This window comes from Streptomyces sp. BBFR102, from assembly GCF_051397025.1.
Taxonomy (GTDB): domain Bacteria; phylum Actinomycetota; class Actinomycetes; order Streptomycetales; family Streptomycetaceae; genus Streptomyces.
Window position 1 is genome coordinate 1,908,217 of sequence record NZ_CP195757.1, and the last position, 20,119, is coordinate 1,928,335.

Genomic DNA, 20,119 nt, shown 5'->3' on the forward strand with positions numbered 1-20,119 from the left:
GACCCCGCCCCGCCCGCCCGCGTACGTCCGGCTCAGCCCGGCAGCAGCCCGGCGGCCTGGCCGACCAGCGGCAGGTCGGTGAGCGAGCCGCCGTCCGAGAGCGGCCCGGTGACCGCCTCGGTGGAGACCGGCCGGAAGTCGGCGACCTGGGTGCCGACGGTGTTGTCCAGCGGGTCGGTCCCGGTCCCCGCCAGCGGGTTGAGCTGGAGGTTCTTGACCGGGCCCAGGCTGTGTGCCGTCGCCGAGTCCAGCGTGCCGGCGGTGATGCCGACGGCGCCGGTGACGGCGGACAGGGCCTCGGCCGCCTGGGCGCCCGGCTGCTGCTCGGCGGCCTGGGCGGCGCCCGCCCCGGCGGTCAGCGCGGCGCCCAGGGCGCCGAGGGTGAGGCCCGCGCGGAGCAGGGCGCGCGGGGCGGTCGGGCGGGCGGGTGCTGCGTGTCGTGCCATGGTGCGCCACCTGGGGGGAGTTGCGGACATGCGTGAGCGTGCGGGCACCCAGCGTAGTCGAGGCGTGACGTGCGTTCCAAAGCCCGCCCCGGAAGGTGAACCCTTCGGGTGCATGCCCCACACTGTTCTCCCGTGAGCAGCCTCAGTCCGATACCGACCCGCGTGGTCCTGCTGACCGGTCCTTCCGGTTCCGGCAAGACCTCGCTCGCCGCCCACTCCGGCTTGCCGGTGCTGGCACTCGACGACTTCTACAAGCAGGCCGGCGACCCCACGCTGCCCCTGCTCCCCGCGACCGGCGAGACCGACTGGGACTCCCCGCTCTCCTGGGACTCCGACGCGGCCCTGGACGCCATCGAGGCGCTCTGCCGCCGGGGGCGCGCGCGGGTCCCGGTCTACGACATCGCGGTCAGCGCCCGGGTCGGCGAGTCGACCCTGGACATCGACCGCACCCCGCTCTTCATCGCCGAGGGCATCTTCGCGGCCGACCTGGTCGAGCGCTGCCGCGAACGCGGCCTCCTCGCCGACGCCCTGTGCCTGCGAGGCCGCCCCTCCGTCACCTTCCGCCGCCGCCTCGCCCGCGACCTGCGCGAGGCCCGCAAGCCGCTGACGGTCCTGCTGCGCCGCGGCTGGCGCCTGATGCGCGCGGAGCGCGCCATCGTCGCCCGCCAGTCAGCCCTCGGCGCCCACCCCTGCACCCGGGAGGAGGCCCTGTGCCGCCTTGCGGCAGCGGCGGCGGGGCGGCATGTGACCGCGCTGGGGGCGAGGGACCGCCCGGTCGCGGGTTCGGAGGCGACCCGCTAGCCGCGTCCCCAACCTCACGGGTCAGTACCCCTGGCCGACATCCAAGGCGCGGCGGGCGGTGCGGATGAGACGGCGGGCTTCCGGGCCGTGGACGGCTGATTCGCGCAGGGCCCGCCACGTCCGCAGATGCAGGGCGACGCTGTCGGCGTCGTCGAGCCACAGTTCGGCGTGCCACGCCTCAGTGACCAGTTGGCGGTCGTCGTAGATCCAGAACCCGAGGCCGGGCGGGGCCTTCAGCGAGGCGGTGAGCGGGACGATGCCGAGTTCCACAGCGTCCATGCCGATAACCCCGCTCAGTCGGTCGAGCTGGGCCGCCGGTACCGAGGGGGAACAGACCAGCGAACGCAGGACCGGTTCCCAGAGAATGACGCGGTACTGCCTGACCGCACGCGGCGGCCCACTGCCGCAGGTCCTCCCGGGTTGCCGTCTGCTTACCCCACTCCGACTTCGACACCTTCAAGTTGGGCCACCCGAGCCTGCGCGCCGGTTCGGTGCCGGTGAGCCGGCCGTCCGGGCAGGACAACCGAAGCTCCCGGAGCCGGACCCGAGCGCCTCGCGCGCCTGCTGGTAGTCGGTACTCACCGGCACATCCCCGCTCTACTCCTCCTTCGCCGCCAGCTCCGCCACGAACTCCCTGAACCGGGTGGCGTGGTGCGGGGCCACATCCCGCAGCCGGTTGTACTGGTTGACCCGCGCAGGTTCCGTGATCAGTTCGGCGCCCGTCATCTGGTCGTCGTGATCGAAGAGGCACACCGCGACGATGTGCGAGTCGAAGATCCAGAAGTCCTCGTCCGGCAGGTTGACCCGCTCGGCGTCCGCACGCCACATGGTGCGGACGTCCTCGCCCAGGGCCGCGTTCTTCTCCGCGTGCGCGAGCAGATACCGCTGCCCTTCGGTCGCCGGGTCGTCCACGATGCGCACCCGCCCGACGTACACGCCGTCCGCCGTCTTGGCCCGAATACCCCTGCTCCACGGGGTGTCGAGGTCCCACGTGGGCACCTCGCCCCTGACGAACTGGGCGTAGGTGTCCGTGGCCTCGTCCACCGCGTAGCGCTTGCGCATCTCCAAGTGCCAGGCGCTGTGGCGGAAGTCCTCAAAGAGCCGCCCGAACCGCTCAGGGGTGAAGATGCGGGGCTCCTCGTCGCGCTCCATCGGGCCGAAGTCGATGAGCGTGTTGCGGGGCAGCCCTGCGTAACGGCGGCCGGACGTGAGCAAGGACGCGGACACGAGCCCGACCAAGCTGGCGGCCCTCGTCGCCCCGGGCGACCGGATCGGCTACGCGGGCGTGTGGCGCACGGTCAGGGCGACGACGACCGACATCGGGGCGATGGGCGGCCTGTTCGTGAGGATCACGTGGGAAGAGGGCGGCACGGAGCGGTTCCGGGCCGGGGAGGAGTTGTTGACGGACCGGGTCCAAGCCTGAGCGGGCAAACAGAAGGGGCGCCCCCGAAAGGACGCCCCGCCCGCAGAAGACGAGCGCGGAACCGGACAGACCCCCCGGCCCTCCGGTCCCGCGCTCTTCCGGTGATCCCCCCGGACCCCCGTGTTCCCCCGTGTTCCGCCAAGGCCCCCCGGCCCTGGCGTCCCCCGTGTCCCCCCTGGTCAGGGCCCGTCCCCGATCCCCCGATCGTGAACGGCCCCGTTTCCCCTCGGGCTGCCCCACGTCCCCCGTGGGCCGCCCGCCTTCTTCCCCCGTCGGCCCCGGCTGCCCGGGGCCTGATCCTTCACGCGACGAGTTCGCCGAAGGACTCCTCCTGGTCACGGCCGAAGCTGAGGACCTCGTCGTCGCGCAGCCGGCGCAGGGAGCGCCAGATGCTGGACTTGACCGTGCCGACACTGATGTCGAGTATGTCCGCGATCTCCGGGTCCGTGCGGCCCTCGTAGTAGCGCAGGACCAGCATGGTGCGCTGGAGTTCGGGGAGCCGGGCGAGCGCCTGCCACAGGACGGCGCGGAGTTCAGTGCCGCGCATCGCGTCCGTGTCGCCTGCCGTCTCCGGCAGCTCCTCGGTCGGGTACTCGTTGAGCTTGCGGCGCCGCCAGGCGCTGATGTGCAGGTTGGTCATGGTGCGGCGGAGGTAGCCGCCGACGGCCGCCTTGTCGCTGATCCGGTGCCAGGCGCGGTAGGTGGAGAACAGCGCGCTCTGCAGCAGGTCCTCGGCCTCGTACCGGTCGCCGGTCAGGTGGTAGGCGGTCGCGTACAGGGAGGCGCGGCGCTCGCGGACGTATGCGGTGAACGCCGCCTCGGCGTCGTCCCGCTCGGTCTGCTCGGGCCGGTCCCCCGTCTCCCCGTACGCGTCCCGGTTGCGGAGGTCCCCCGTGGTCCCCCGGCCGGTCTGGAGTGCGTCGAACACGGCGACGCGGGGCTGGCGCTCCGCGTGCACGGCGTGCTGACGCCCGGTGCCGCGAGCGCACCCCCGCCCGCTCACGGCACCGGACTTCTCGTTGGCCCGCAGCGCCACGTCGTGCAGACGCGTGACCACCGCACCAGAGTTCTTGCTGTGCGGTGCGTTCATCGCGTGCCCTCCTCGTCGTGGAGCCTGGGTTTTCCCGTCTGCCCAGAAGCCTGCCGAAGCGAGTTCATGGCGGTGTCCGCCGACTGTCACAGCCGTGTCACAGGGCATGTCGGCGTGTGAATCGGGTAAGGGACCGCTCCACCTGTCGAACTCAGGCGCGGCATGGGACAGAATGGCGACCGTGCCTTCCCTGTTGCTGATCGAGGACGACGACGCCATCCGCACCGCCCTGGAGCTGTCGCTGACACGCCAGGGGCATCGGGTGGCGACCGCTGCCACCGGCGAGGAGGGTCTGACGCTCCTGCGCGAGCAGCGGCCGGACCTGATCGTGCTGGACGTGATGCTGCCGGGCATCGACGGCTTCGAGGTGTGCCGGCGCATCCGCCGCGCGGACCAGTTGCCGATCATCCTGCTGACCGCCCGCAGCGACGACATCGACGTGGTGGTGGGGCTGGAGTCCGGCGCCGACGACTACGTCGTCAAGCCGGTGCAGGGCCGGGTGCTGGACGCGCGTATCCGCGCCGTGCTGCGGCGGGGCGAGCGGGAGTCGAACGACGCGGCCGTCTTCGGGTCGCTGGTGATCGACCGGGCCGCGATGACGGTCACCAAGAACGGCGAGGACCTGCAACTGACCCCGACCGAGCTGCGCTTGCTCCTGGAGCTGTCCCGCAGGCCGGGGCAGGCGCTCTCCCGGCAGCAGTTGCTGCGGCTGGTCTGGGAACACGACTACCTCGGCGACTCGCGACTGGTCGACGCGTGTGTGCAGCGGCTGCGCGCCAAGGTGGAGGACGTGCCGTCCTCGCCGACGCTGATCCGTACCGTGCGCGGCGTGGGCTACCGGCTGGACGCGCCTCAGTGAGACCCGCGCACACGGCCGCCCCCCGGGGCGGCGAGAGCCGTGCGCCCGAGGAGCCGGGCGGCACGGGCGACGAGAGCCTGATCGACGAGACGGGCGAGGAGCGGGGTGCGCGCGGGCGGCTGCTGGCCGGGCTGCGGTTCACCAGTCTGCGCCTGCGCCTCGTACTGGTCTTCGGGCTGGTCGCGCTGACCGCCGCCGTCTCGGCCTCAGGGATCGCGTACTGGCTGAACCGTGAGGCGGTGCTGACCCGGACGCAGGAGGCCGCGCTCAGCGACTTCCGCCAGGAGCTGCGGGGTCACGCGGCGGCCCTGCCGCCGTACCCCTCGCAGGCCGAACTGCGGGACGCGGCGACCGAGATGGCCGACTCCAGCCAGCACTACAGCGTGGTCCTGCTCGCCGAGAACGAGGACGGGCACCGGATCGCGGGCAACTCCGACCTCGACACCTTCACCGTGGCCGACGTGCCGCGCTCGCTGCGCGACGCGGTCGGCGAGGAGCAGGAGGGGGCCTCGGGCGATCCGGCGGCGTACCACCTGTTCTGGCAGCGGACGGTGGAGGACGGGACGCCGTACCTGATCGGCGGGGCGCGGGTGGCCGGGGGCGGGCCGACCGGCTATCTGAAGAAGTCGCTCCAGGCTGAGGCGGACGACCTCAACTCGCTGGCCTGGTCGCTCGGGATCGCGACGACGCTGGCGCTGATCGGGGCCGCGCTGCTGGCGCACGCGGCGGCGACGACCGTGCTGAAGCCGGTGCACCGCCTCGGCATCGCGGCCAGGCGGCTCGGCGAGGGCAAGCTCCACACCAGGCTGCGGGTTTCGGGTACCGACGAACTGGCCGAGCTGTCGCGCACCTTCAACCGGACGGCGGCAGCCTTGGAGAAGCAGGTCGACGCGATGAGCGACCGGGAGCAGGCGAGCCGCAGGTTCGTCGCCGACATGTCGCACGAGCTGCGGACCCCGCTCACCGCGATCACCGCCGTCACCGAGGTGCTGGAGGAGGAACTGGACGCGGAGACCGGCAGTGTCGACCCGATGATCGAACCGGCGGTCCGGCTGGTCATCGGCGAGACCCGGCGGCTCAACATCCTGGTGGAGAACCTGATGGAGGTGACCCGCTTCGACGCGGGCACCGCCCGGCTGGTCCTGGACACCGTGGACATCGCCGACCAGATCACCGCCTGCGTGGACGTGCGCGCCTGGCTGGACGCGGTCGAGCTGGACGCCGAGCGGGGCATCATGGCCCACGTCGACCCGCGCCGCCTCGACGTGATCCTCGCCAACCTCATCGGCAATGCGCTCAAGCACGGCGGCTCCCCGGTCCGCGTCTCGGTCCGCGTCGAGCCGCCCTCCGGGAACCCGGAGGGCGCGGAGGGCACGCAGAGCGCGGACGGCCCGGCGGGCTCCGGGGACCAGCTCGTCATCCGGGTGCGGGACCACGGCCCCGGCATCCCGGAGGAGGTCCTGCCGCACGTCTTCGACCGGTTCTACAAGGCGAGCGCCTCCCGGCCGCGTTCGGACGGCAGCGGGCTCGGCCTGTCCATCGCGATGGAGAACGCGCACATCCACGGCGGTGACATCAGCGCCGCCAACTCGCCCGAGGGCGGGGCGGTCTTCACGCTGCGGCTGCCGATGGACAGCGGCGCGGTGGAGGCCGAGGGTGACGAGGACACCGGCGACGACGGCGGGGCGCACCCCGCCGCACCGGACGGGGAAGGCGGCGACCGGCGGTGACGGGCAGGAATGCGGTACGGGCGGCCGGGCCGCTGCTGGCGATGGCGGCCGCGGCCGTGCTGAGCGGCTGCGGCATCCGGGCGACGGAGGTGCCGACCGACTTCGGCCCGGCCCCCTCGCGGGCCGTCTGCCAGGTGGCGGGCGGCGAGAGGGCCGAGCCCGACGCCGGGGAGTTCACCGCGGCCGTCTCACTGATGTGCGGCGGACGGCTGGTCGACGTGGACCGGGTACTGCCGTTGCGCGAGCGGAAGGCCGGCGACCCGGCGCGGACGGCGCGGGCGCTGCTGGAGGAGCTGGGCCGGAACCCGTCCGACGGCGAGGAGAGGGCCGGTTTCACCACCGACGTCCGCAAGGGACTGGCCGTCTCGGGACCCGGCGACGGCGATCCGCAGGAGGCGCTGCGCCTGGGAACCCTCCCGGAGAACCTTTCGGTATTCGCACTCGCACAGGTCGTGTGCACCTTGTCGGGCAGTCCGGCCGCCGCCTCCGACGGCTCCGTCGTCCTCGGCGGACCCGACGCCGCACCGTTGCGCCGTTACTCCTGCACCGACAAGGTCCGCGCCCGGCCCGGCACCGCGCCGACACCCGCGCAGACCGTCTCCCCCTGATCCGCCGGCGCCGGGCCTGCGGACACCGGCGGACCGTCCGGCCGGTACGGACACGGTGCGCTACGAGGCCCGGCCACTTCCCCGCGATCGGCGGGAACCGCCGGAGCCGCGCCCCGCGTCCTTGGATGCGTGCAGCGTCAAGGCTGGGGCGGCGAGAGCCCCCCGATCGGCTTCCGTGCGACTGGGGGTCTCCTCCTCGTCGCCCATCTCCTTCTGGTCGGATGGGTCACGCTGCGTCCCCTGGACGTCCCCTGGGTGAGCGCGACCAATCTGCATCCGCTGGCCGGCATCCGCGCCGACCTCGCCCGCGGCCCCGCCGAGGCGGCCGGCCGGATCGGTTCCGGTCTGGCCCTCCTCGCACCCCTCGGTATCCTGCTGCCGCTGGCCGACGGGCGGCTCCACGTCTCCCCGCTCGGTTCGCTGCTGCGTACGGTTTCGGCGGCCGCGCTCATCTCGCTGGCGATCGAACTGCTCCAGACGGGCGTGCCCGGCCGGGTGGTGGACGTCGACTCGGTCCTGCTCAACACAGCCGGCGTGGCCGTGCTGCACCTCGCCGTCGTCCCCGCCGCACGGGCCCGGCTGCGCAGGCAGCCCGGCGGGCCGCGCCGTCCGGCACCCGGCGCGCGGGGCGGGGGGACGCGTCCGGGTGGTTCCCGGCAGCCAGGGCGGGGCTCCCCCGAGGTGCTCCGCTGCTGGGAGGAGGGCCGCACTCAGGGGGCGCCCCCGACGATTTCCAGGGTGGGCGTCGCTCCGTAGAGCGACGCTCCACCACATGCGTCCCGCCTACCGTGGGACGCAGAACGGGACGTCCGGCCCCGGGAGGCCGGAACCCGCGCGGGGCCCGACCGGGTCTCGTTCCGATGCGCACGAAGGAGTTCCCATGGCCTCCAGCCTGGTCCGACCCACTCACGGACGGATGATCGGCGGAGTGTGCGCGGCGCTCGCGCAGCGCTTCGGTACCTCCACCAAGACCATGCGCGTGATCTTCGTCGTCTCCTGCCTGCTGCCCGGCCCGCAGTTCCTGCTCTACCTGGCCCTGTGGTTCCTGCTGCCGGAGGAGAAGAGCACCGCCCGGCAGTCGTGGTGACGACTCACCCCGGAGCGGCGCCGACGGCCGGGCCTCCCGCAAGAGGGAGACCCGGCCGTCGGCGTGTGGCGTGAGGCGGGGCGGGGCTCAGCCGCGCAGCAGGGCGTCGGTGGGCAGGCCCTGGACGCCGAGGTCGTCGACGTTGGGCAGCTCGGCGAGGAGGGAGACCGGGTCGCCGGTGGCCTTGTCCACGAGGGCGTCGGCTCCCGTGCCCGCGGCCCGCACCCCGCTGCCGACGGCCTCCGGGACGCCGGCGGGCAGGGTCGACTGGGCGACCTCGCCGAGCGGCAGGGTCTGGTCGACGGCCGCGAGGGTGTCGGAGGGGGCGGGCAGTCCGGTGTCGGCCGCCGCGACACCGCCGCCCGCCGCCGCGAAGGCGGCGCCGAGGGCTACGGCTCCGAGGGACCTGGCCGCGAACCGCGCGGACTTCGAGGGCTTGGCGTGCTTGGCGTGCTTCTTCATGGGACACGTCCTTGTGGGGGAAGGCGAGTGGCTACCACCGCTCCGGCGGCCGTGGCGACCGTAGCCACGCCGCCGGGCGGCCCACAAACACCCCCGAGGCCGTGTCCGTACCCGGAATTGACGGCTCAGCCGTTGCCCGGGGAAACCGTTCTCACCGGCCGTTCTCCAGGGAACCGCTGGTCGGGGCCGTCTCCCGGAAGAGCCAGGCGGAGCGGAGTGCGGCGTATCCGGGCTTGATCACCTCGTTGATCATCGCGAGGCGTTCATCGAAAGGAATGAACGCGGACTTCATCGCATTGACGGTGAACCACTGCATGTCGTCGAGCGTGTAGCCGAACGCCTCGACCAGGTGCGCGAACTCCGCGCTCATCGAGGTGCCGCTCATGAGGCGGTTGTCGGTGTTGACGGTGGCGCGGAAACCGAGGCTGCGGAGAAGGCCGATGGGGTGGTCGGCGTAGGAGGCGGCGGCGCCGGTCTGGAGGTTGGAGGTCGGGCAGAGTTCCAGGGGGACGCGCTTGTCGCGGACGTAGGAGGCGAGCCGGCCGAGCTTCACCGAGCCGTCGGCGGCCACCTCGATGTCGTCGATGATCCGCACCCCGTGGCCGAGCCGGTCGGCGCCGCACCACTGGAGCGCCTGCCAGATCGAGGGCAGGCCGAACGCCTCGCCGGCGTGGATGGTGAAGTGGTTGTTCTCCCGCTTCAGGTACTCGAAGGCGTCGAGGTGGCGGGTGGGCGGGAAGCCGGCCTCGGCGCCCGCGATGTCGAAGCCGGCCACGCCCGAGTCCCGGTAGCGGTTGGCCAGTTCGGCGATCTCCAGCGAGCGGGCGGCGTGCCGCATGGCGGTCAGCAGGGCGCCGACCCGGATGCGGTGGCCGGCCGCCAGCGCACGGCGCTCACCCTCCCGGAACCCTTCGTCGACCGCCTCGACGACCTCTTCCAGGGTGAGGCCGCCGTCGAGGTGCTGCTCGGGGGCGTACCGGATCTCGGCGTAGACGACGCCGTCGGCCGCGAGGTCCTCGGCGGCCTCGGCGGCGACCCGGAAGAGCGCCTCGCGGGTCTGCATGACACCGACGGTGTGCGAGAACGTCTCCAGGTACCGCTCCAGCGACCCGGAGTCCGCGGCCTCCCGGAACCAGCGGCCGAGCTTGACCGGATCACCCTCGGGGAGCGCCGAGTACCCCTGTTCGGCGGCGAGTTCAGTGATCGTCCCGGGGCGCAGGCCGCCGTCCAGGTGGTCGTGGAGGAGCACCTTCGGGGCGCGGCGGATCTGGTCGGCGTCCGGGGAGGGGGCCTTCTGGCCCGCGATCTGGCTCGTCATTGCGGCACTGTACCTCCTACGCGCGTAGACAGTCAGGGCCGTGCGGGGCCGGGCACCGGGCCGCGGCGCGCCGATACGCAACGGTGACCCGCCGTACAGGTGGCGTACGCCGCCGCTTCTGAGACTGTTCTGTCGTGACCCAGCACACGAGGCCGGTACGGGACCCCCGGCTCGGACGCATCATCGCCGCCGCCCCGGCCGCCGTCGCCGGGGTGGTGCTGCTGCTCCCTTCGGGCCCGCCCGACTCCGACCGCAGACCCTCGCCCCTCCCCGACCGCCGCACCCGGGCCCTCGCCCGCCGCCTCGCCGCCGAGGGGGGTCGGCACGGCATCGCCGCCCACGTGGTGCGCTACCGCCGCCGGGGGTGGAACGGCACCCGCGCCGACCTCGCCCAGGACGCCGCCTGGGCCGCCGACGAGGCCGTCCGCCGCTACGGCGACGTCCCCGTCTGCCTCGCCGGACTCGGCATGGGCGCCCGCGCGGCCCTGCGCGCCGCCGGTCACCACGCGGTCACCTCGGTACTCGCCGTGGCCCCCTGGCTGCCCGAGGAGTCCACCGGCGCCGAGCCGGAGCCGGTACGCCAGCTCGCCGGGCGCCAGGTGATGATCGTGCACGGCACCGACGACGAGCGCTGCGACCCGGCACTCTCCTTCCGCCTCGCCGAACGCGCCAAGAAGTCCAACCGGGGCATCTGCCGCTTCGAGGTCCACTCGGACGGCCACGCCCTGGCCCAGCACCGCGCCGAAGTCCTCGCCCTCTCGGCCGACTTCGTCCTCGGCACCCTCCTCGGCACCGACTTCGCACGCCCCGTCACCGACGCTTTCGCGGCCCCACCGCCCCTGGGGCTGAGGATGCCGCTGGCCTCGGGGTTCGGGCGGTCGTTGCGGCGTTGACGCGGCGATCACCCCTTCGGGTGCCCTTTACGTGTTCGCCGAGGTCTCGCTCTCCGGCGCTCCCTAAGATCACGGGCATCAAGATCACCCAACTCCGTAAAGATCGGACATCTCATGGGATGGCCTACTTCCGGCGCAGCCATCGCCGCCTCAGGAGCGCTTACCCTGCTCGGCGCGGCGCCCACGTCGGCTGTTTCCGACAACGCGACAGCGAAACTGCCAGGCACCAGCGCCGTAGTCACAGCCAATGCCTGGCACTGCAATGTCTACGCGGACAAGTGCTCCTTCAAGACCTCGACGAAGGTACGGAAGGGCAAGAACCCGTTCAAGGTGAGCAAGGTGTCGAACGTCGCCACCATCAAGGCGAACGGCTGGCAGGCGACGCTGTCCCTCTCCCCCAGCGGAACCAGGGTCAGCGAGAACACGCGCAGCATCAGCTGGACCAACACGAACACCTGGATCTCCGACATCAGCGGCGTCGCGGACCCTGGTGGCTCCATCAACACCAGCATCACCACGTGCTCCGACGGGGGAGCTTTCAAGTCGGGCACGAAGGTCTTCGCCTCAGCGTGCGCCAACGGCTGAGCGGCGCGCCCCTCGTCAGGAGTTCACCTCCGGTTCGGTTCGCGAAGACATCATGAAGAACCCTGAAGGCGCCCGAAGGCGCCTCCTCCTCTCCTCCTGCGGGCTGCTCGCCGCGGGCGTGATCTCAGCGGGGGCCTTCCTCGAACTGGGGAAAGGGCCCGTGGAACGCCCCGGCCGACCGGGCTCCGATCTGACAGGACAGTTGGCGGCCCTGCGGGGGGCCAACGGCCTGGCACGGAGTACCACACGCGTGGTGGGAGACGACCCTGCCCTGTACCCAACGGCGTATCAGAGGCTGGAAGCCGGGCTGGTCGCTGGCGGGGACGATCGCCCCGAACGCGTTCCCCCGGCCGCTCCGAAGGAATTGGCGAGCCTGGCGAAACACGATGTCCTCGACACTCCGGCCTGGCGGGCGTACTACGTCTGCCTGGCCTTGTCCGAGGACCCCACCGCAGTACCGGGGCCTTCCCGGCGGGCGGTTGGCGTCCTGACACGTGCCGGGGTCAAGGGCCCTGCGGAGAAGGAGGCGAGCGCCTACCTCCGGGGGCCGTCGGCGCAGGACGACGACCTGACCTCCCTCGCCACCCGTGCGGCCTTCGTCCAGACCCTCACGTGCTTGGGCCGGCAGGACACCATCCCCGCAGCCGTCTGGGATCGGCTCTCTGCGGATGCCGCTAAGGCGCGCGAGCCGGCTCCGGTGCTCCAAGCCCGCGATGCCCTCACCGCGGCCGGCCGGTCTTCTCCCCCTCTACGTGCACTGAACCGCGCGGATGAACTGAAGGACGAGGATTGCGCCCGCCTGGAGCCCGTCGCACGCGCGGCGCTCTCCGTCTTGTCGGCGCACATGCCTGCGGAGAGCCGCGCCTGCTTGCGGCGGGCCCTGCGTGACGAGGACCCCCAGACGCGGTGGCTCTCACGCCGCGCACTGCTGGAGGCCAACCCTGACGCGGTGCTTCCGTCCCCCATGGCCGCCCTGCGCCCGGACGGCCTGGGAGCCAAGGCCCCCAGACAGCTCGGCACCCTCACCGCCACCTACGACATCGCCCGGGCGCTGACGGCGAGTGGGCAATGGCGGGCGACACCCGAGTGGTTGAAGAACGGCCTTCGCGCGCAGGGCAGCGGGGAAGAACTCGACAAGGCGGATCAGGTGCTTCTCGCTCTCAGCTGTCACCGGCTACAGCTGGACTGCGGACCTCAGGCGGACAAGGGAGCAGAGCAGGTGAGCCGCATGAGTGTTCCCGCCCGGCCGGCTCCCGCCGCACACCGGGCATGGCACCGGCTTCTGACCGCCCGCGCGGAGTTCGAGTTGGGCTGCCCCGACCACGCTGACGAGACGACCACGAGCGGTCCGGAGCCAACTGCCGCGATGCCGGAGTCCATCCAGCTCGCGGCCGTGCTGGGGGAAGCCGGCTGCCGACAGGCTGCGACTCAGCTGGTCCCCGGAGTGAACCTTGTCGAACTGGTACGCGCCAAGTTGGAAGAGGGGGACCTTCTGACCGCCGCCGACGCGCTTCAGACCGCTCTGGCCACCAACAAGCCGATTCCGCAGGCCCTTCATCACGAACTCCCCTCGCTGCTGGCCCGGTACCGGAGCGAGGCACACCCTGCTCTCTTCTCGGAACAGCCGGGCGGGCCCGCCTCGGCCAGGGCGACCCGGGCCGCCTACTACCTCTTGGCCTGAGTCCGGCCAGGTCGGCCGGCACCTCCTGCTGAAGGAACACCATGCGCGTACACACCTCGCCCGTCCTCGTAGCCGACAACCTCTGCTTCACCTATCCGGGCGGACGAGGAGGCATCCGCTCCGCCTCGCTCACACTGACGGCACCGGTCACCGCCGCGGTCCGGGGGCCATCAGGCTCGGGCAAGAGCACGCTACTGGCGCTGTTGGGGCTGATCCTCACACCAGCTTCCGGCACCCTCACCATCGCCGGTACGGACACAGGGCGACTCACTCAGCGGGAGCGGGACGGCCTTCGCCTGCGCAGCATCGGCGTAGTCCTCCAGGACTTGGGGTTGCTGCCGTACCTCAATGCCTGGGAGAACGTGGCCGCCGCGTTCGGACCCCGCCTGGGAGCCCACCGGAAGGAGGCCCGGGCCATGGTGGACTCCCTCGGCATGGGAGAACTCGCCGACGCTCCGGTCACCACGTTGTCAGGGGGCGAGCGACGGCGGATCGCGGTGGCCCGGTCCGCCGTGAAACAACCAGCGGTGATCCTGGCCGACGAACCGACCGCAGGTCTCGACCCTGCCTCCGCCCTCCTCGTACTTGACGCCTTGCGGGCACAGGCTGCGCAGGGAACCGCAGTCCTGCTCGTCACACACGACCCGGGCGTCGCGGAGTGCTGTACGGAGCAGTACGTGGTCGAGCGGGGGGCCTTGACCCGCCAGGCGACCGAGGGGCTGGACCTTGCACCCGCTCCCCGCTCGGCGCGCATGATGTCCGGGGAGGCGCAGCGGTGAAGAGTTGGGCCCTGCTGAGCTGGCGACGGGACGGACGGTCCCTGCGCGGTGCCCTGGTGGCTCTGACCGTGCCCGTGACCCTGCTCGTGCTCGCCTCGGGAGTGGCGGCAGGAGCCGCGCACGCCATCGACACCCAGGTGCTGGGCGCTGGTGGACTGACCCGAATCGAGCTGTCCTCCTTCGAGGGCGAGGACTCCGTCCGCCCCCTCACCACCGCCGCCCTGCGTGAGGCCGCTGCCGTGCCCGGGGTGGAGGACGTGGTGGCGGACTATCCGGCGTCGTTGTACGCCGAGCGGGAGGGGACGTACGACCTGGTCAGTCATACCTTGCCCGCCGGGGGTGAGCTGCCGGTCGTGGCCGGGAGGCTGCCCGGGGTGCTGGGGGCGCGGCAGGTCGTGCTGCCCGCCGAGGCGCAGGGGACCGACTTCCGGGCGGTGCTGGGGCGGACGGTGCCGTTCGGGTACACCCGGGCGACGGGGGCCGGGACCGGGACCTCCGAGGTGATGCGGCTGGAGGTGGTGGCGCTGTACGACCCGGCGTGGCAGGTCGACGGGGTCGGGGGCGCCTACCTCGCCGAGGGGACGGCGGCCGAGCTGGCCGCCGCCCGGGCGGGGAAGCCGGCCGGTGCCTTCCGGGCGCAGGACGGGGCGTCCGGCGCGGTGGTCGCGGTCGGGCATCAGCGGCAGGTGGCCGGGGTGGCCCGGGCCTTGCAGGAGGCGGGGTTCGCCGCCTCGCCGGTGGCCGACCGGGTGCGGCGGTTGCCGGGGCTGTTCGGCGTGGCCGATCTCGGGATGCGGGCCGGGGTCGGGGCGCTCGGCCTGACCGCCTTCGTCCTCGGCTGGGTACGGGCCCGGGACAGCGCGCGGGCCCGGCTGGAGAGCTTCGCCGTCCTGCGGGTACTGGGTACCGGACGGGGCGGCCTGCGGCGGCTGCTGCTCAGCGAGGCGGCGCTGTCCGGCCTGGTCGCGGGAGGGGCCGGGCTCGTCCTCGGGTCGGGGCTGTCGGTGGCGCTGGCGGGCCCGCTGAGCGGGGTGCTTGGCCTGCCGATCGGCCTCGCCGACGCCCTGCCCGGAGTGGGATGGGCGCTGGCGGCGCTGGTACTGCCGGTGGTGGGGCTGGGTGCGGGGGCGTGGGCCGGGGGGCGTACCGCCCTGCGTGACGATCCGTACCTGGCGGCCCGGGCCTCCGGGTGAGGCGGGGCCGGGGCTCGGGGGCGTACGGCGTCGGGTGGGGTCTCCCGGGGGAGAGCGGGGCGGCTGCCTTCAGCTGAAGCTACGCCGGCATGGCTGCGGGCCGATGCCCGTGGTGCGGCGAAAGCGGTCGCGGAAGGTGGTGGGGAGGCGGAGCCCGCCTGGGTGACGATGCGTCCGGCGGGGTGGCGGCGACGCGTCCGACGGGGTGGCCGGTGGCTCCGGGGGCTGGGCCGGGTGGAGGCCGGCCCGCGCCCGTGGCTGCCGTACCGCAGGTGCCGGGTGTCCGTGGGGGCCTGGTCCGGCCGTCCCGGTCCTCGGGTTCGGCCGGGTCAGTACACCTAGCCAGGCAGCAGATGCCCTCGCCGGGAGAGCAGGAAGCGTTTGAAGGCGGCCACCGGTGGGGTGTCGGGGTGGCCGGACATCCAGGCCACCCCGATCTCGCGGACCGCGCGGGGTGCGGTGACGGTCAGTTCGACCACACCGGGGCGTGGCACGGCCGGGGGCGGCAGGAGGGCGACGCCGAGGCCGGCCGCGACCAGGCCGCGCAGGGTCTCGGCCTCCTCGCCCTCGAAGGCGATCCGGGGGCGGAAGCCCGCCTCGGCGCAGAGGGCGTCGGTGATGCGGCGCAGCCCGTAGCCCGGTTCGAGGGTGACGAAGGCTTCGTCGGCGGCCTCGGCGAGGCGGATGCGGCGGCGGGTGGCCAGGCGGTGGTCGTCGGGGACGACCAGGCGCAGCCGCTGCTCGTCGAGGCGGCGGGCGACCAGGTCGGGGGCGTCCGGGACGGGTGAGGTGAGGCAGAGGTCGAGGCGTCCGGTGCGCAGGGCCTCGATCATCCACTCGCCGTAGTTCTGCACCAGGGTGAAGCGGACGTGCGGGTGGTCGGCGCGGAAGGCGCGGATCAGCGCGGGCACGGTCTCCGAGCCCATGGTGTGCAGGAAGCCGAAGGCGACCTTGCCGGAGGTGACGTCGGCGTCGGCGCGTACCGTCTCGGCGGCCTTCTCGACCTCGCCGAGGGCGCGTTCGACGGAGGCCGAGAAGGCGCGGCCCGCCGGGGTGAGGGTGAGGGTGCGGCCGTGCCGGGCGAAGAGGTCGACGCCGAGTTCCGCCTCCAGGCGGGCGAGGGAGCGGGAGAGGGTCGACTGGGGCATGCCGAGTTCCTCGGCGGCGCGAGTGACGTGTTCGGTGCGGGCGACGGCGGCGAAGTGGGCGAGGCGCGGCGCGAGCAGGGCCGGCCAGGAGCCCGGTTCGACGGCGGAGGCGGGGGCGGCCCGGGTGCCTCGGGCGCCTGTGGTGACGGTCACCGGAATATCTTGCACGTTACTGTTCTGCGACAGCCGCCGCCGTGAACTGTGCTGATGCGTCATGGGATCGATTGTCGCCGATCCATGCATTGGACGGATGAATCCACGGGTTCTAACTTCGAGTCATGCCTCCCGCCAGTACCGGGGCGTCCGCGACTCTCGTGGACGCCCGTGTGCCGTCTGTGTCCCCGATCCCCCAGAAGCCCCCGACCCGTGTGGCCGCCCCGGCGGCCCCCGCCGACACCCGGATGGTGCCCGGCGGCCCCGGCTACCGCCGGATGAGCCTCGCCCTCTTCGCCGCGGGCCTCGCCACCTTCGCCCTCCTCTACTCCACCCAGGCCCTGCTGCCGCTGATCTCCGCCGACCTCGGCGCGACGGCGAGCGCGGCCAGTTGGACGGTGTCGGCGGCCACCGGCGGGCTCGCCCTGTGCGTGCTGCCGCTGAGCGCCCTCTCCGAGCGGTTCGGGCGGGCCCGGCTGATGACCGTCTCGCTCGCGGTCGCCCTGGTGGTGGCGGTGCTGGTGCCGTTCGCCCCCAGCCTCGGTGCCCTGGTGGCGCTGCGCGCCGTGCAGGGCGCGGCGCTGGCGGGTGTGCCCGCCTCGGCGATGGCGTACCTGGGCGAAGAGGTGCGGCCCCGCGCGCTGGTGGGTGCGATCGGCATGTTCGTGGCGGGCAACAGCATCGGCGGGATGAGCGGCCGGATCGTCACCGGCTGGGTCGCGCAGGAGTGGGGGTGGCGTCCGGCGCTCGCCGTGATCGGGCTGGTCTCGGTCGCCTGCGGCCTCCTCTTCCGCGCGCTGCTGCCGGCGCCGCGCCACTTCACCCCGGCGACGCTGCACCCCCGTTCGGTCGCGGCCACCGTCGCCGGGCACCTGCGCAACCCGCTGCTGCTGCGGCTCTACGCGATCGGCGGGATGTTCATGACGGTCTTCGGCGCCGTCTACACGGTGATCGGCTACCGCCTGAGCGCCGGGCCCTTCTCGCTGCCGCAGGGCGTCGTCGGCTCCATCTTCGTCGTCTACCTGGTCGGTACGGTCGCCTCGGCGCGGGCCGGGCGGCTGGTGGCGCGGCTCGGGCGGCGCGGCACGCTCTACCTGTCGGCGGGGACCACCGCGGCCGGGCTCGCGGTGTCGCTGGCCGACTCGCTGGCGCTGATCGTGGCCGGGCTGGTGCTGATCACGGCCGGGTTCTTCGCCGGGCACGCGGTCGCCTCCTCCTCGGTCTCCGCCACCGCCACCAAGGGCCGTGCGCAGGCGTCCGCGCTGTACCAGTCGGCGTACTACATCGGTTCCAGTCTGGGCGGTGTCCTCGGTGCCGTGGCCTTCCACGCGGCCGGCTGGGGCGGCACCGCGCTGATCGGGGCCCTGGCCGTGCTGGCGGTGGCGGGGCTGACGCTGATGGGCACGTACGCGGCCCGCGCCGAGCGGCACCGAAAGGCACCGGCCGGCTGCTGAACCGGCGCACGCGGCGCTTCGCCTACTGCCCCGACTCGCCTGTGAACAGGGCTGGTTGGGGCAGTTTCACACTCCGGCCGCGATCGACGGCGCCCTGCGGTAGCTTCCGGGTACGGGAGATTCTCCGGGCGACGACGGGTGAGTGGGACTGATGGCACAGGTGCCGGTGACGACGCAGGCGGCGGGGGCCGGGGAGGCGGGCGAGCTGGACGCCCTGCTGGAGAGCCACCGCACGGAGCTGACCGGGTACTGCTACCGCGTGCTCGGTTCCGCCTTCGAGGCGGAGGACGCGGTGCAGGACACCTTCGTCCGTGCCTGGCGGGCGTACGACCGGTTCGAGGGCCGCTCCTCGCTCCGCTCCTGGCTCTACCGGATCGCCACCAACGTCTGCATGGACTCGCTCAACGCGGGCAGCCGCCGCGCCCTCCCGGTCGACCTGACCCCGGCGACTCCGCTGGCCCAGGCGGCGCTCAACCCCCGCCCCGACAACGCCTGGCTGGAGCCGGTGCCCGACGCCCGCGTGCTGCCCTCGCACGCCGACCCGGCCCAGGCGGCGGTGGCGCGCGAGTCGGTACGACTCGCCTTCGTCGCCGCCCTCCAGCACCTGCCGCCCAAGCAGCGCGCCGTGCTGATCCTCCGTGAGGTCCTGGCGTGGAAGGCCGCCGAGGTCGCCGAGTTGCTGGAGACCACCACCGCCTCGGTCAACAGCGCCCTCCAGCGCGCCCGCGCCACCCTGGCCGAGCACGCGGGCGCCGAGGAGGGGACGGACACCGTCGACCCGCTCGACGCCGAGCAGCGAAAACTCCTCGACCGGTACGTGGCGGCGTTCGAGGGGTACGACATGGCGGCGCTCACCGCCCTCCTCCACGAGGACGCGGTGATGACGATGCCGCCGTTCGACCTGTGGCTGGCCGGCCCGGAGGACATCACCGGCTTCATGAGCACCATCGGCGCCGCCTGCGCCGGCTCCCGCCTGATCCCGACGGTGGCCAACGGCGCCCCCGCCTTCGCCCACTACAAGCCCCGGGAGGACGGCGAGCCCGGCTTCGTCCCCTGGGCGGTGCAGGTGCTGGACCTCTCCGGGGACCGGATCACGGGGATGCACTGCTTCCTCGACACCCCGAAGTGGTTCCCGCTCTTCGGCCTCGCCCCGGCGCTGGACGCCGAGGGGCGGCCGGTCGGCGGGGACCAGGCTCCCGACCTGCCCTCGCCGGTCGAGCGGGCCCGGAAGATCATCGAGGCGGAGCGGGCCGCCGGGGCCTGAGAGCCGGGCCCGCGCCCCGGGTCAGCGGGGCCCGTACGCGTCCGGGTAGCGGCTCGCGGGCTCGGCGGCCGGGGCGGGGGGCTGCGGCCAGAAGTCCTCCTCGGCAGCTGCCCGCGGGGCCGCCGTCGGCGCGGGTGCCACGTGGCGGCCCTGCGGGCGGTGGCCGGCGCGGGGCTCGCGGGCGCCGTTCCAGGTGTCCTCGCCGGAGATCAGCAGCGGGTCGAACATCACGATGACGCCCACGACCAGCAGGAGCACCAGCGGCCCGAAGAGCATCGGGAGCAGGACGGTGGTCATGGAACCGCCCTGCAGCAGGCGGGTGCCGTGGTCGTCGAGGTGGACGGTCATCGCGGACATGCCGGTGTAGTGCATGCCGGTGACGGCGACGCCCATGATGGCGCTGGCGCCCAGGCTCGGCAGGAAACCGCGGATCGTCATGGCGGCCCAGAGCGCGGCGGTCGCGGCGGTCACGGCGATGAGGACGGAGACCACGACGAGGGCCGGGTCGTAGGCGAACTCGCCGCGCAGGCTCATGCTGTACATGCCGATGTAGTGCATCGCCGCTACGCCCAGCCCGGTGACGAGGCCGGCGGTGGCGAGCGTGGCCGGGTCGGTGCCCCGGTAGCCCACGAGGAAGACGCCGACGCCGACGACGAGGACGGCCACGCCGAGGCTGACCAGGGTGAGCGGCACGTCGTAGCTGATCGCGGCCTCGGCGACGGAGAAGCCCATCATGCCGACGAAGTGCATGGTCCAGATGCCGCAGCCGATGGCGGCGGCCCCCAGCGCGAGCCATCCGGCCTTGAAGGTGTTGCCGCCGTGCAGCGAGCGAACCGTGCAGCGCAGCCCGAGGGCGCCGCCGAGGGCCGCCATCAGGAAGGCCGCGACCGGGGTGACCAGGCCGTAGCTGAACCCGTCAACCGTTCCTTGCATGATCTGAAGTTCCTTCGTTGGGCAGGGTGCGAAGGGCGCTCCACAACGGTAAGCAAGTATCCAGCCAGGAAATGGCCGAAAACCTATCGATCTCATCACCCCGGCCAGAACTTATCGCCCGGAAAGGCGCGAATCAGGCTGAGCGGGTGGCTGGAAACGGCCGACGGTCAGTCAGCTGCCGTGACGGGCGACAAGGGCCCGCAGAAGGTCGA

Annotated in this window: 21 protein-coding genes and 1 pseudogene; 14 read left to right on the forward strand and 8 right to left on the reverse strand. The window is 73.1% G+C overall.

The genetic code is table 11. The features are described from left to right. Positions 1-32 precede the first annotated feature (32 nt). Positions 33-446, reverse strand: a complete 414-nt coding sequence (locus ACSLIC_RS08510) for a hypothetical protein (protein ID WP_436737081.1) — start codon at positions 444-446, stop codon at positions 33-35. Positions 447-578: 132 nt separating this feature from the next. On the opposite strand from ACSLIC_RS08510, the gene ACSLIC_RS08515 reads away from it, so the two are divergent. Further along, the gene (locus ACSLIC_RS08515; protein WP_436737082.1) at positions 579-1,247 is read left to right on the forward strand and encodes a uridine kinase family protein; all 669 of its coding nucleotides are present in this window, start codon (positions 579-581) and stop codon (positions 1,245-1,247) included. Positions 1,248-1,268: 21 nt separating this feature from the next. On the opposite strand, the pseudogene ACSLIC_RS08520 reads toward ACSLIC_RS08515, so the two are convergent. Beyond that, a pseudogene (locus ACSLIC_RS08520) lies at positions 1,269-1,829 on the reverse strand (Scr1 family TA system antitoxin-like transcriptional regulator). 15 nt (positions 1,830-1,844) lie between these two features. Further along, a complete protein-coding gene (locus tag ACSLIC_RS08525; protein ID WP_436737083.1) occupies positions 1,845-2,474 on the reverse strand; it encodes a DUF6879 family protein in 630 nt (209 codons plus the stop codon). Between ACSLIC_RS08525 and ACSLIC_RS08530 the strand changes: the two genes are divergently transcribed. Beyond that, positions 2,455-2,670: a hypothetical protein gene (locus ACSLIC_RS08530; RefSeq protein WP_436737084.1), complete on the forward strand. Its 216-nt coding sequence runs from the start codon at positions 2,455-2,457 to the stop codon at positions 2,668-2,670. The genes ACSLIC_RS08525 and ACSLIC_RS08530 overlap by 20 nt on opposite strands. Positions 2,671-2,971: 301 nt before the next feature. Here the strand turns inward: ACSLIC_RS08530 and ACSLIC_RS08535 are convergent, their stop codons facing one another. Continuing rightward, a complete protein-coding gene (locus tag ACSLIC_RS08535; RefSeq protein ID WP_436737085.1) occupies positions 2,972-3,760 on the reverse strand; it encodes a SigE family RNA polymerase sigma factor in 789 nt (262 codons plus the stop codon). 181 nt (positions 3,761-3,941) lie between these two features. Between ACSLIC_RS08535 and afsQ1 the strand changes: the two genes are divergently transcribed. The 5 genes from afsQ1 (at position 3,942) to ACSLIC_RS08560 (ending at position 8,044) form a co-directional block, all read left to right on the forward strand. After that, the gene (gene afsQ1 / locus ACSLIC_RS08540; RefSeq protein WP_436737086.1) at positions 3,942-4,619 is read left to right on the forward strand and encodes a two-component system response regulator AfsQ1; all 678 of its coding nucleotides are present in this window, start codon (positions 3,942-3,944) and stop codon (positions 4,617-4,619) included. Beyond that, positions 4,616-6,349: an ATP-binding protein gene (locus ACSLIC_RS08545; protein WP_436737087.1), complete on the forward strand. Its 1,734-nt coding sequence runs from the start codon at positions 4,616-4,618 to the stop codon at positions 6,347-6,349. The genes afsQ1 and ACSLIC_RS08545 overlap by 4 nt, the downstream gene beginning before the upstream one ends. Then, on the forward strand, positions 6,346-6,957 hold the full coding sequence (locus tag ACSLIC_RS08550) for a hypothetical protein (RefSeq protein ID WP_436737088.1): 612 nt from the start codon (positions 6,346-6,348) through the stop codon (positions 6,955-6,957). The genes ACSLIC_RS08545 and ACSLIC_RS08550 overlap by 4 nt, the downstream gene beginning before the upstream one ends. A 129-nt stretch (positions 6,958-7,086) precedes the next feature. After that, on the forward strand, positions 7,087-7,713 hold the full coding sequence (locus tag ACSLIC_RS08555; RefSeq protein ID WP_436737089.1) for a VanZ family protein: 627 nt from the start codon (positions 7,087-7,089) through the stop codon (positions 7,711-7,713). A 124-nt stretch (positions 7,714-7,837) separates the two neighbouring features. Further along, positions 7,838-8,044 carry a PspC domain-containing protein gene (locus ACSLIC_RS08560; RefSeq protein WP_436737090.1) on the forward strand — a complete coding sequence of 69 codons (207 nt, stop codon included), beginning with the start codon at positions 7,838-7,840 and terminating at the stop codon, positions 8,042-8,044. Positions 8,045-8,131: 87 nt separating this feature from the next. Here ACSLIC_RS08560 and ACSLIC_RS08565 read toward each other — a convergent pair whose 3' ends face one another. Both ACSLIC_RS08565 and ACSLIC_RS08570 read right to left on the reverse strand, forming a co-directional pair. Next, positions 8,132-8,506, reverse strand: coding sequence for a hypothetical protein (locus tag ACSLIC_RS08565; RefSeq protein ID WP_436737091.1), 375 nt, complete (start codon positions 8,504-8,506; stop codon positions 8,132-8,134). A gap of 151 nt (positions 8,507-8,657) precedes the next feature. Beyond that, positions 8,658-9,824, reverse strand: coding sequence for an adenosine deaminase (locus tag ACSLIC_RS08570; RefSeq protein ID WP_436737092.1), 1,167 nt, complete (start codon positions 9,822-9,824; stop codon positions 8,658-8,660). A gap of 134 nt (positions 9,825-9,958) precedes the next feature. On the opposite strand from ACSLIC_RS08570, the gene ACSLIC_RS08575 reads away from it, so the two are divergent. The 5 genes from ACSLIC_RS08575 (at position 9,959) to ACSLIC_RS08595 (ending at position 14,955) form a co-directional block, all read left to right on the forward strand. Beyond that, entirely contained in the window at positions 9,959-10,717 is a 759-nt protein-coding gene (locus tag ACSLIC_RS08575) for an alpha/beta hydrolase (RefSeq protein WP_436737093.1), read from the forward strand. Positions 10,718-11,047: 330 nt separating this feature from the next. After that, positions 11,048-11,302 carry a hypothetical protein gene (locus ACSLIC_RS08580; protein ID WP_436737094.1) on the forward strand — a complete coding sequence of 85 codons (255 nt, stop codon included), beginning with the start codon at positions 11,048-11,050 and terminating at the stop codon, positions 11,300-11,302. Between the two features lie 52 nt (positions 11,303-11,354). Further along, positions 11,355-12,983 carry a hypothetical protein gene (locus ACSLIC_RS08585; RefSeq protein WP_436737095.1) on the forward strand — a complete coding sequence of 543 codons (1,629 nt, stop codon included), beginning with the start codon at positions 11,355-11,357 and terminating at the stop codon, positions 12,981-12,983. A 41-nt stretch (positions 12,984-13,024) separates the two neighbouring features. After that, positions 13,025-13,762, forward strand: coding sequence for an ABC transporter ATP-binding protein (locus ACSLIC_RS08590; protein ID WP_436737096.1), 738 nt, complete (start codon positions 13,025-13,027; stop codon positions 13,760-13,762). Next, positions 13,759-14,955, forward strand: coding sequence for an FtsX-like permease family protein (locus ACSLIC_RS08595; protein WP_436737097.1), 1,197 nt, complete (start codon positions 13,759-13,761; stop codon positions 14,953-14,955). The genes ACSLIC_RS08590 and ACSLIC_RS08595 overlap by 4 nt, the downstream gene beginning before the upstream one ends. Positions 14,956-15,293: 338 nt before the next feature. Here the strand turns inward: ACSLIC_RS08595 and ACSLIC_RS08600 are convergent, their stop codons facing one another. After that, positions 15,294-16,319 carry a LysR family transcriptional regulator gene (locus tag ACSLIC_RS08600; protein ID WP_436737098.1) on the reverse strand — a complete coding sequence of 342 codons (1,026 nt, stop codon included), beginning with the start codon at positions 16,317-16,319 and terminating at the stop codon, positions 15,294-15,296. A 62-nt stretch (positions 16,320-16,381) separates the two neighbouring features. Between ACSLIC_RS08600 and ACSLIC_RS08605 the strand changes: the two genes are divergently transcribed. After that, a complete protein-coding gene (locus ACSLIC_RS08605) occupies positions 16,382-17,710 on the forward strand; it encodes an MFS transporter (protein ID WP_436737099.1) in 1,329 nt (442 codons plus the stop codon). Positions 17,711-17,861: 151 nt separating this feature from the next. Further along, positions 17,862-18,974, forward strand: coding sequence for a sigma-70 family RNA polymerase sigma factor (locus ACSLIC_RS08610; RefSeq protein ID WP_436737100.1), 1,113 nt, complete (start codon positions 17,862-17,864; stop codon positions 18,972-18,974). Positions 18,975-18,995: 21 nt separating this feature from the next. Here the strand turns inward: ACSLIC_RS08610 and ACSLIC_RS08615 are convergent, their stop codons facing one another. Further along, positions 18,996-19,907, reverse strand: coding sequence for an MHYT domain-containing protein (locus ACSLIC_RS08615; protein WP_436737101.1), 912 nt, complete (start codon positions 19,905-19,907; stop codon positions 18,996-18,998). Between the last annotated feature and the right edge of the window lie 212 nt (positions 19,908-20,119).

Excerpts from the sequence above, each read along its gene's own strand:
- ACSLIC_RS08510 (WP_436737081.1), bottom strand. The coding sequence starts at position 446 with ATGGCACGACACGCAGCACCCGCCCGCCCGACCGCCCCGCGCGCCCTG.
- ACSLIC_RS08535 (WP_436737085.1), bottom strand. The coding sequence starts at position 3,760 with ATGAACGCACCGCACAGCAAGAACTCTGGTGCGGTGGTCACGCGTCTG.
- ACSLIC_RS08560 (WP_436737090.1), top strand. The coding sequence starts at position 7,838 with ATGGCCTCCAGCCTGGTCCGACCCACTCACGGACGGATGATCGGCGGA.
- ACSLIC_RS08565 (WP_436737091.1), bottom strand. The coding sequence starts at position 8,506 with ATGAAGAAGCACGCCAAGCACGCCAAGCCCTCGAAGTCCGCGCGGTTC.
- ACSLIC_RS08570 (WP_436737092.1), bottom strand. The coding sequence starts at position 9,824 with ATGACGAGCCAGATCGCGGGCCAGAAGGCCCCCTCCCCGGACGCCGAC.
- ACSLIC_RS08585 (WP_436737095.1), top strand. The coding sequence starts at position 11,355 with ATGAAGAACCCTGAAGGCGCCCGAAGGCGCCTCCTCCTCTCCTCCTGC.
- ACSLIC_RS08590 (WP_436737096.1), top strand. The coding sequence starts at position 13,025 with ATGCGCGTACACACCTCGCCCGTCCTCGTAGCCGACAACCTCTGCTTC.
- ACSLIC_RS08600 (WP_436737098.1), bottom strand. The coding sequence starts at position 16,319 with ATGACGCATCAGCACAGTTCACGGCGGCGGCTGTCGCAGAACAGTAAC.
- ACSLIC_RS08605 (WP_436737099.1), top strand. The coding sequence starts at position 16,382 with ATGCCTCCCGCCAGTACCGGGGCGTCCGCGACTCTCGTGGACGCCCGT.
- ACSLIC_RS08610 (WP_436737100.1), top strand. The coding sequence starts at position 17,862 with ATGGCACAGGTGCCGGTGACGACGCAGGCGGCGGGGGCCGGGGAGGCG.
- ACSLIC_RS08615 (WP_436737101.1), bottom strand. The coding sequence starts at position 19,907 with ATGCAAGGAACGGTTGACGGGTTCAGCTACGGCCTGGTCACCCCGGTC.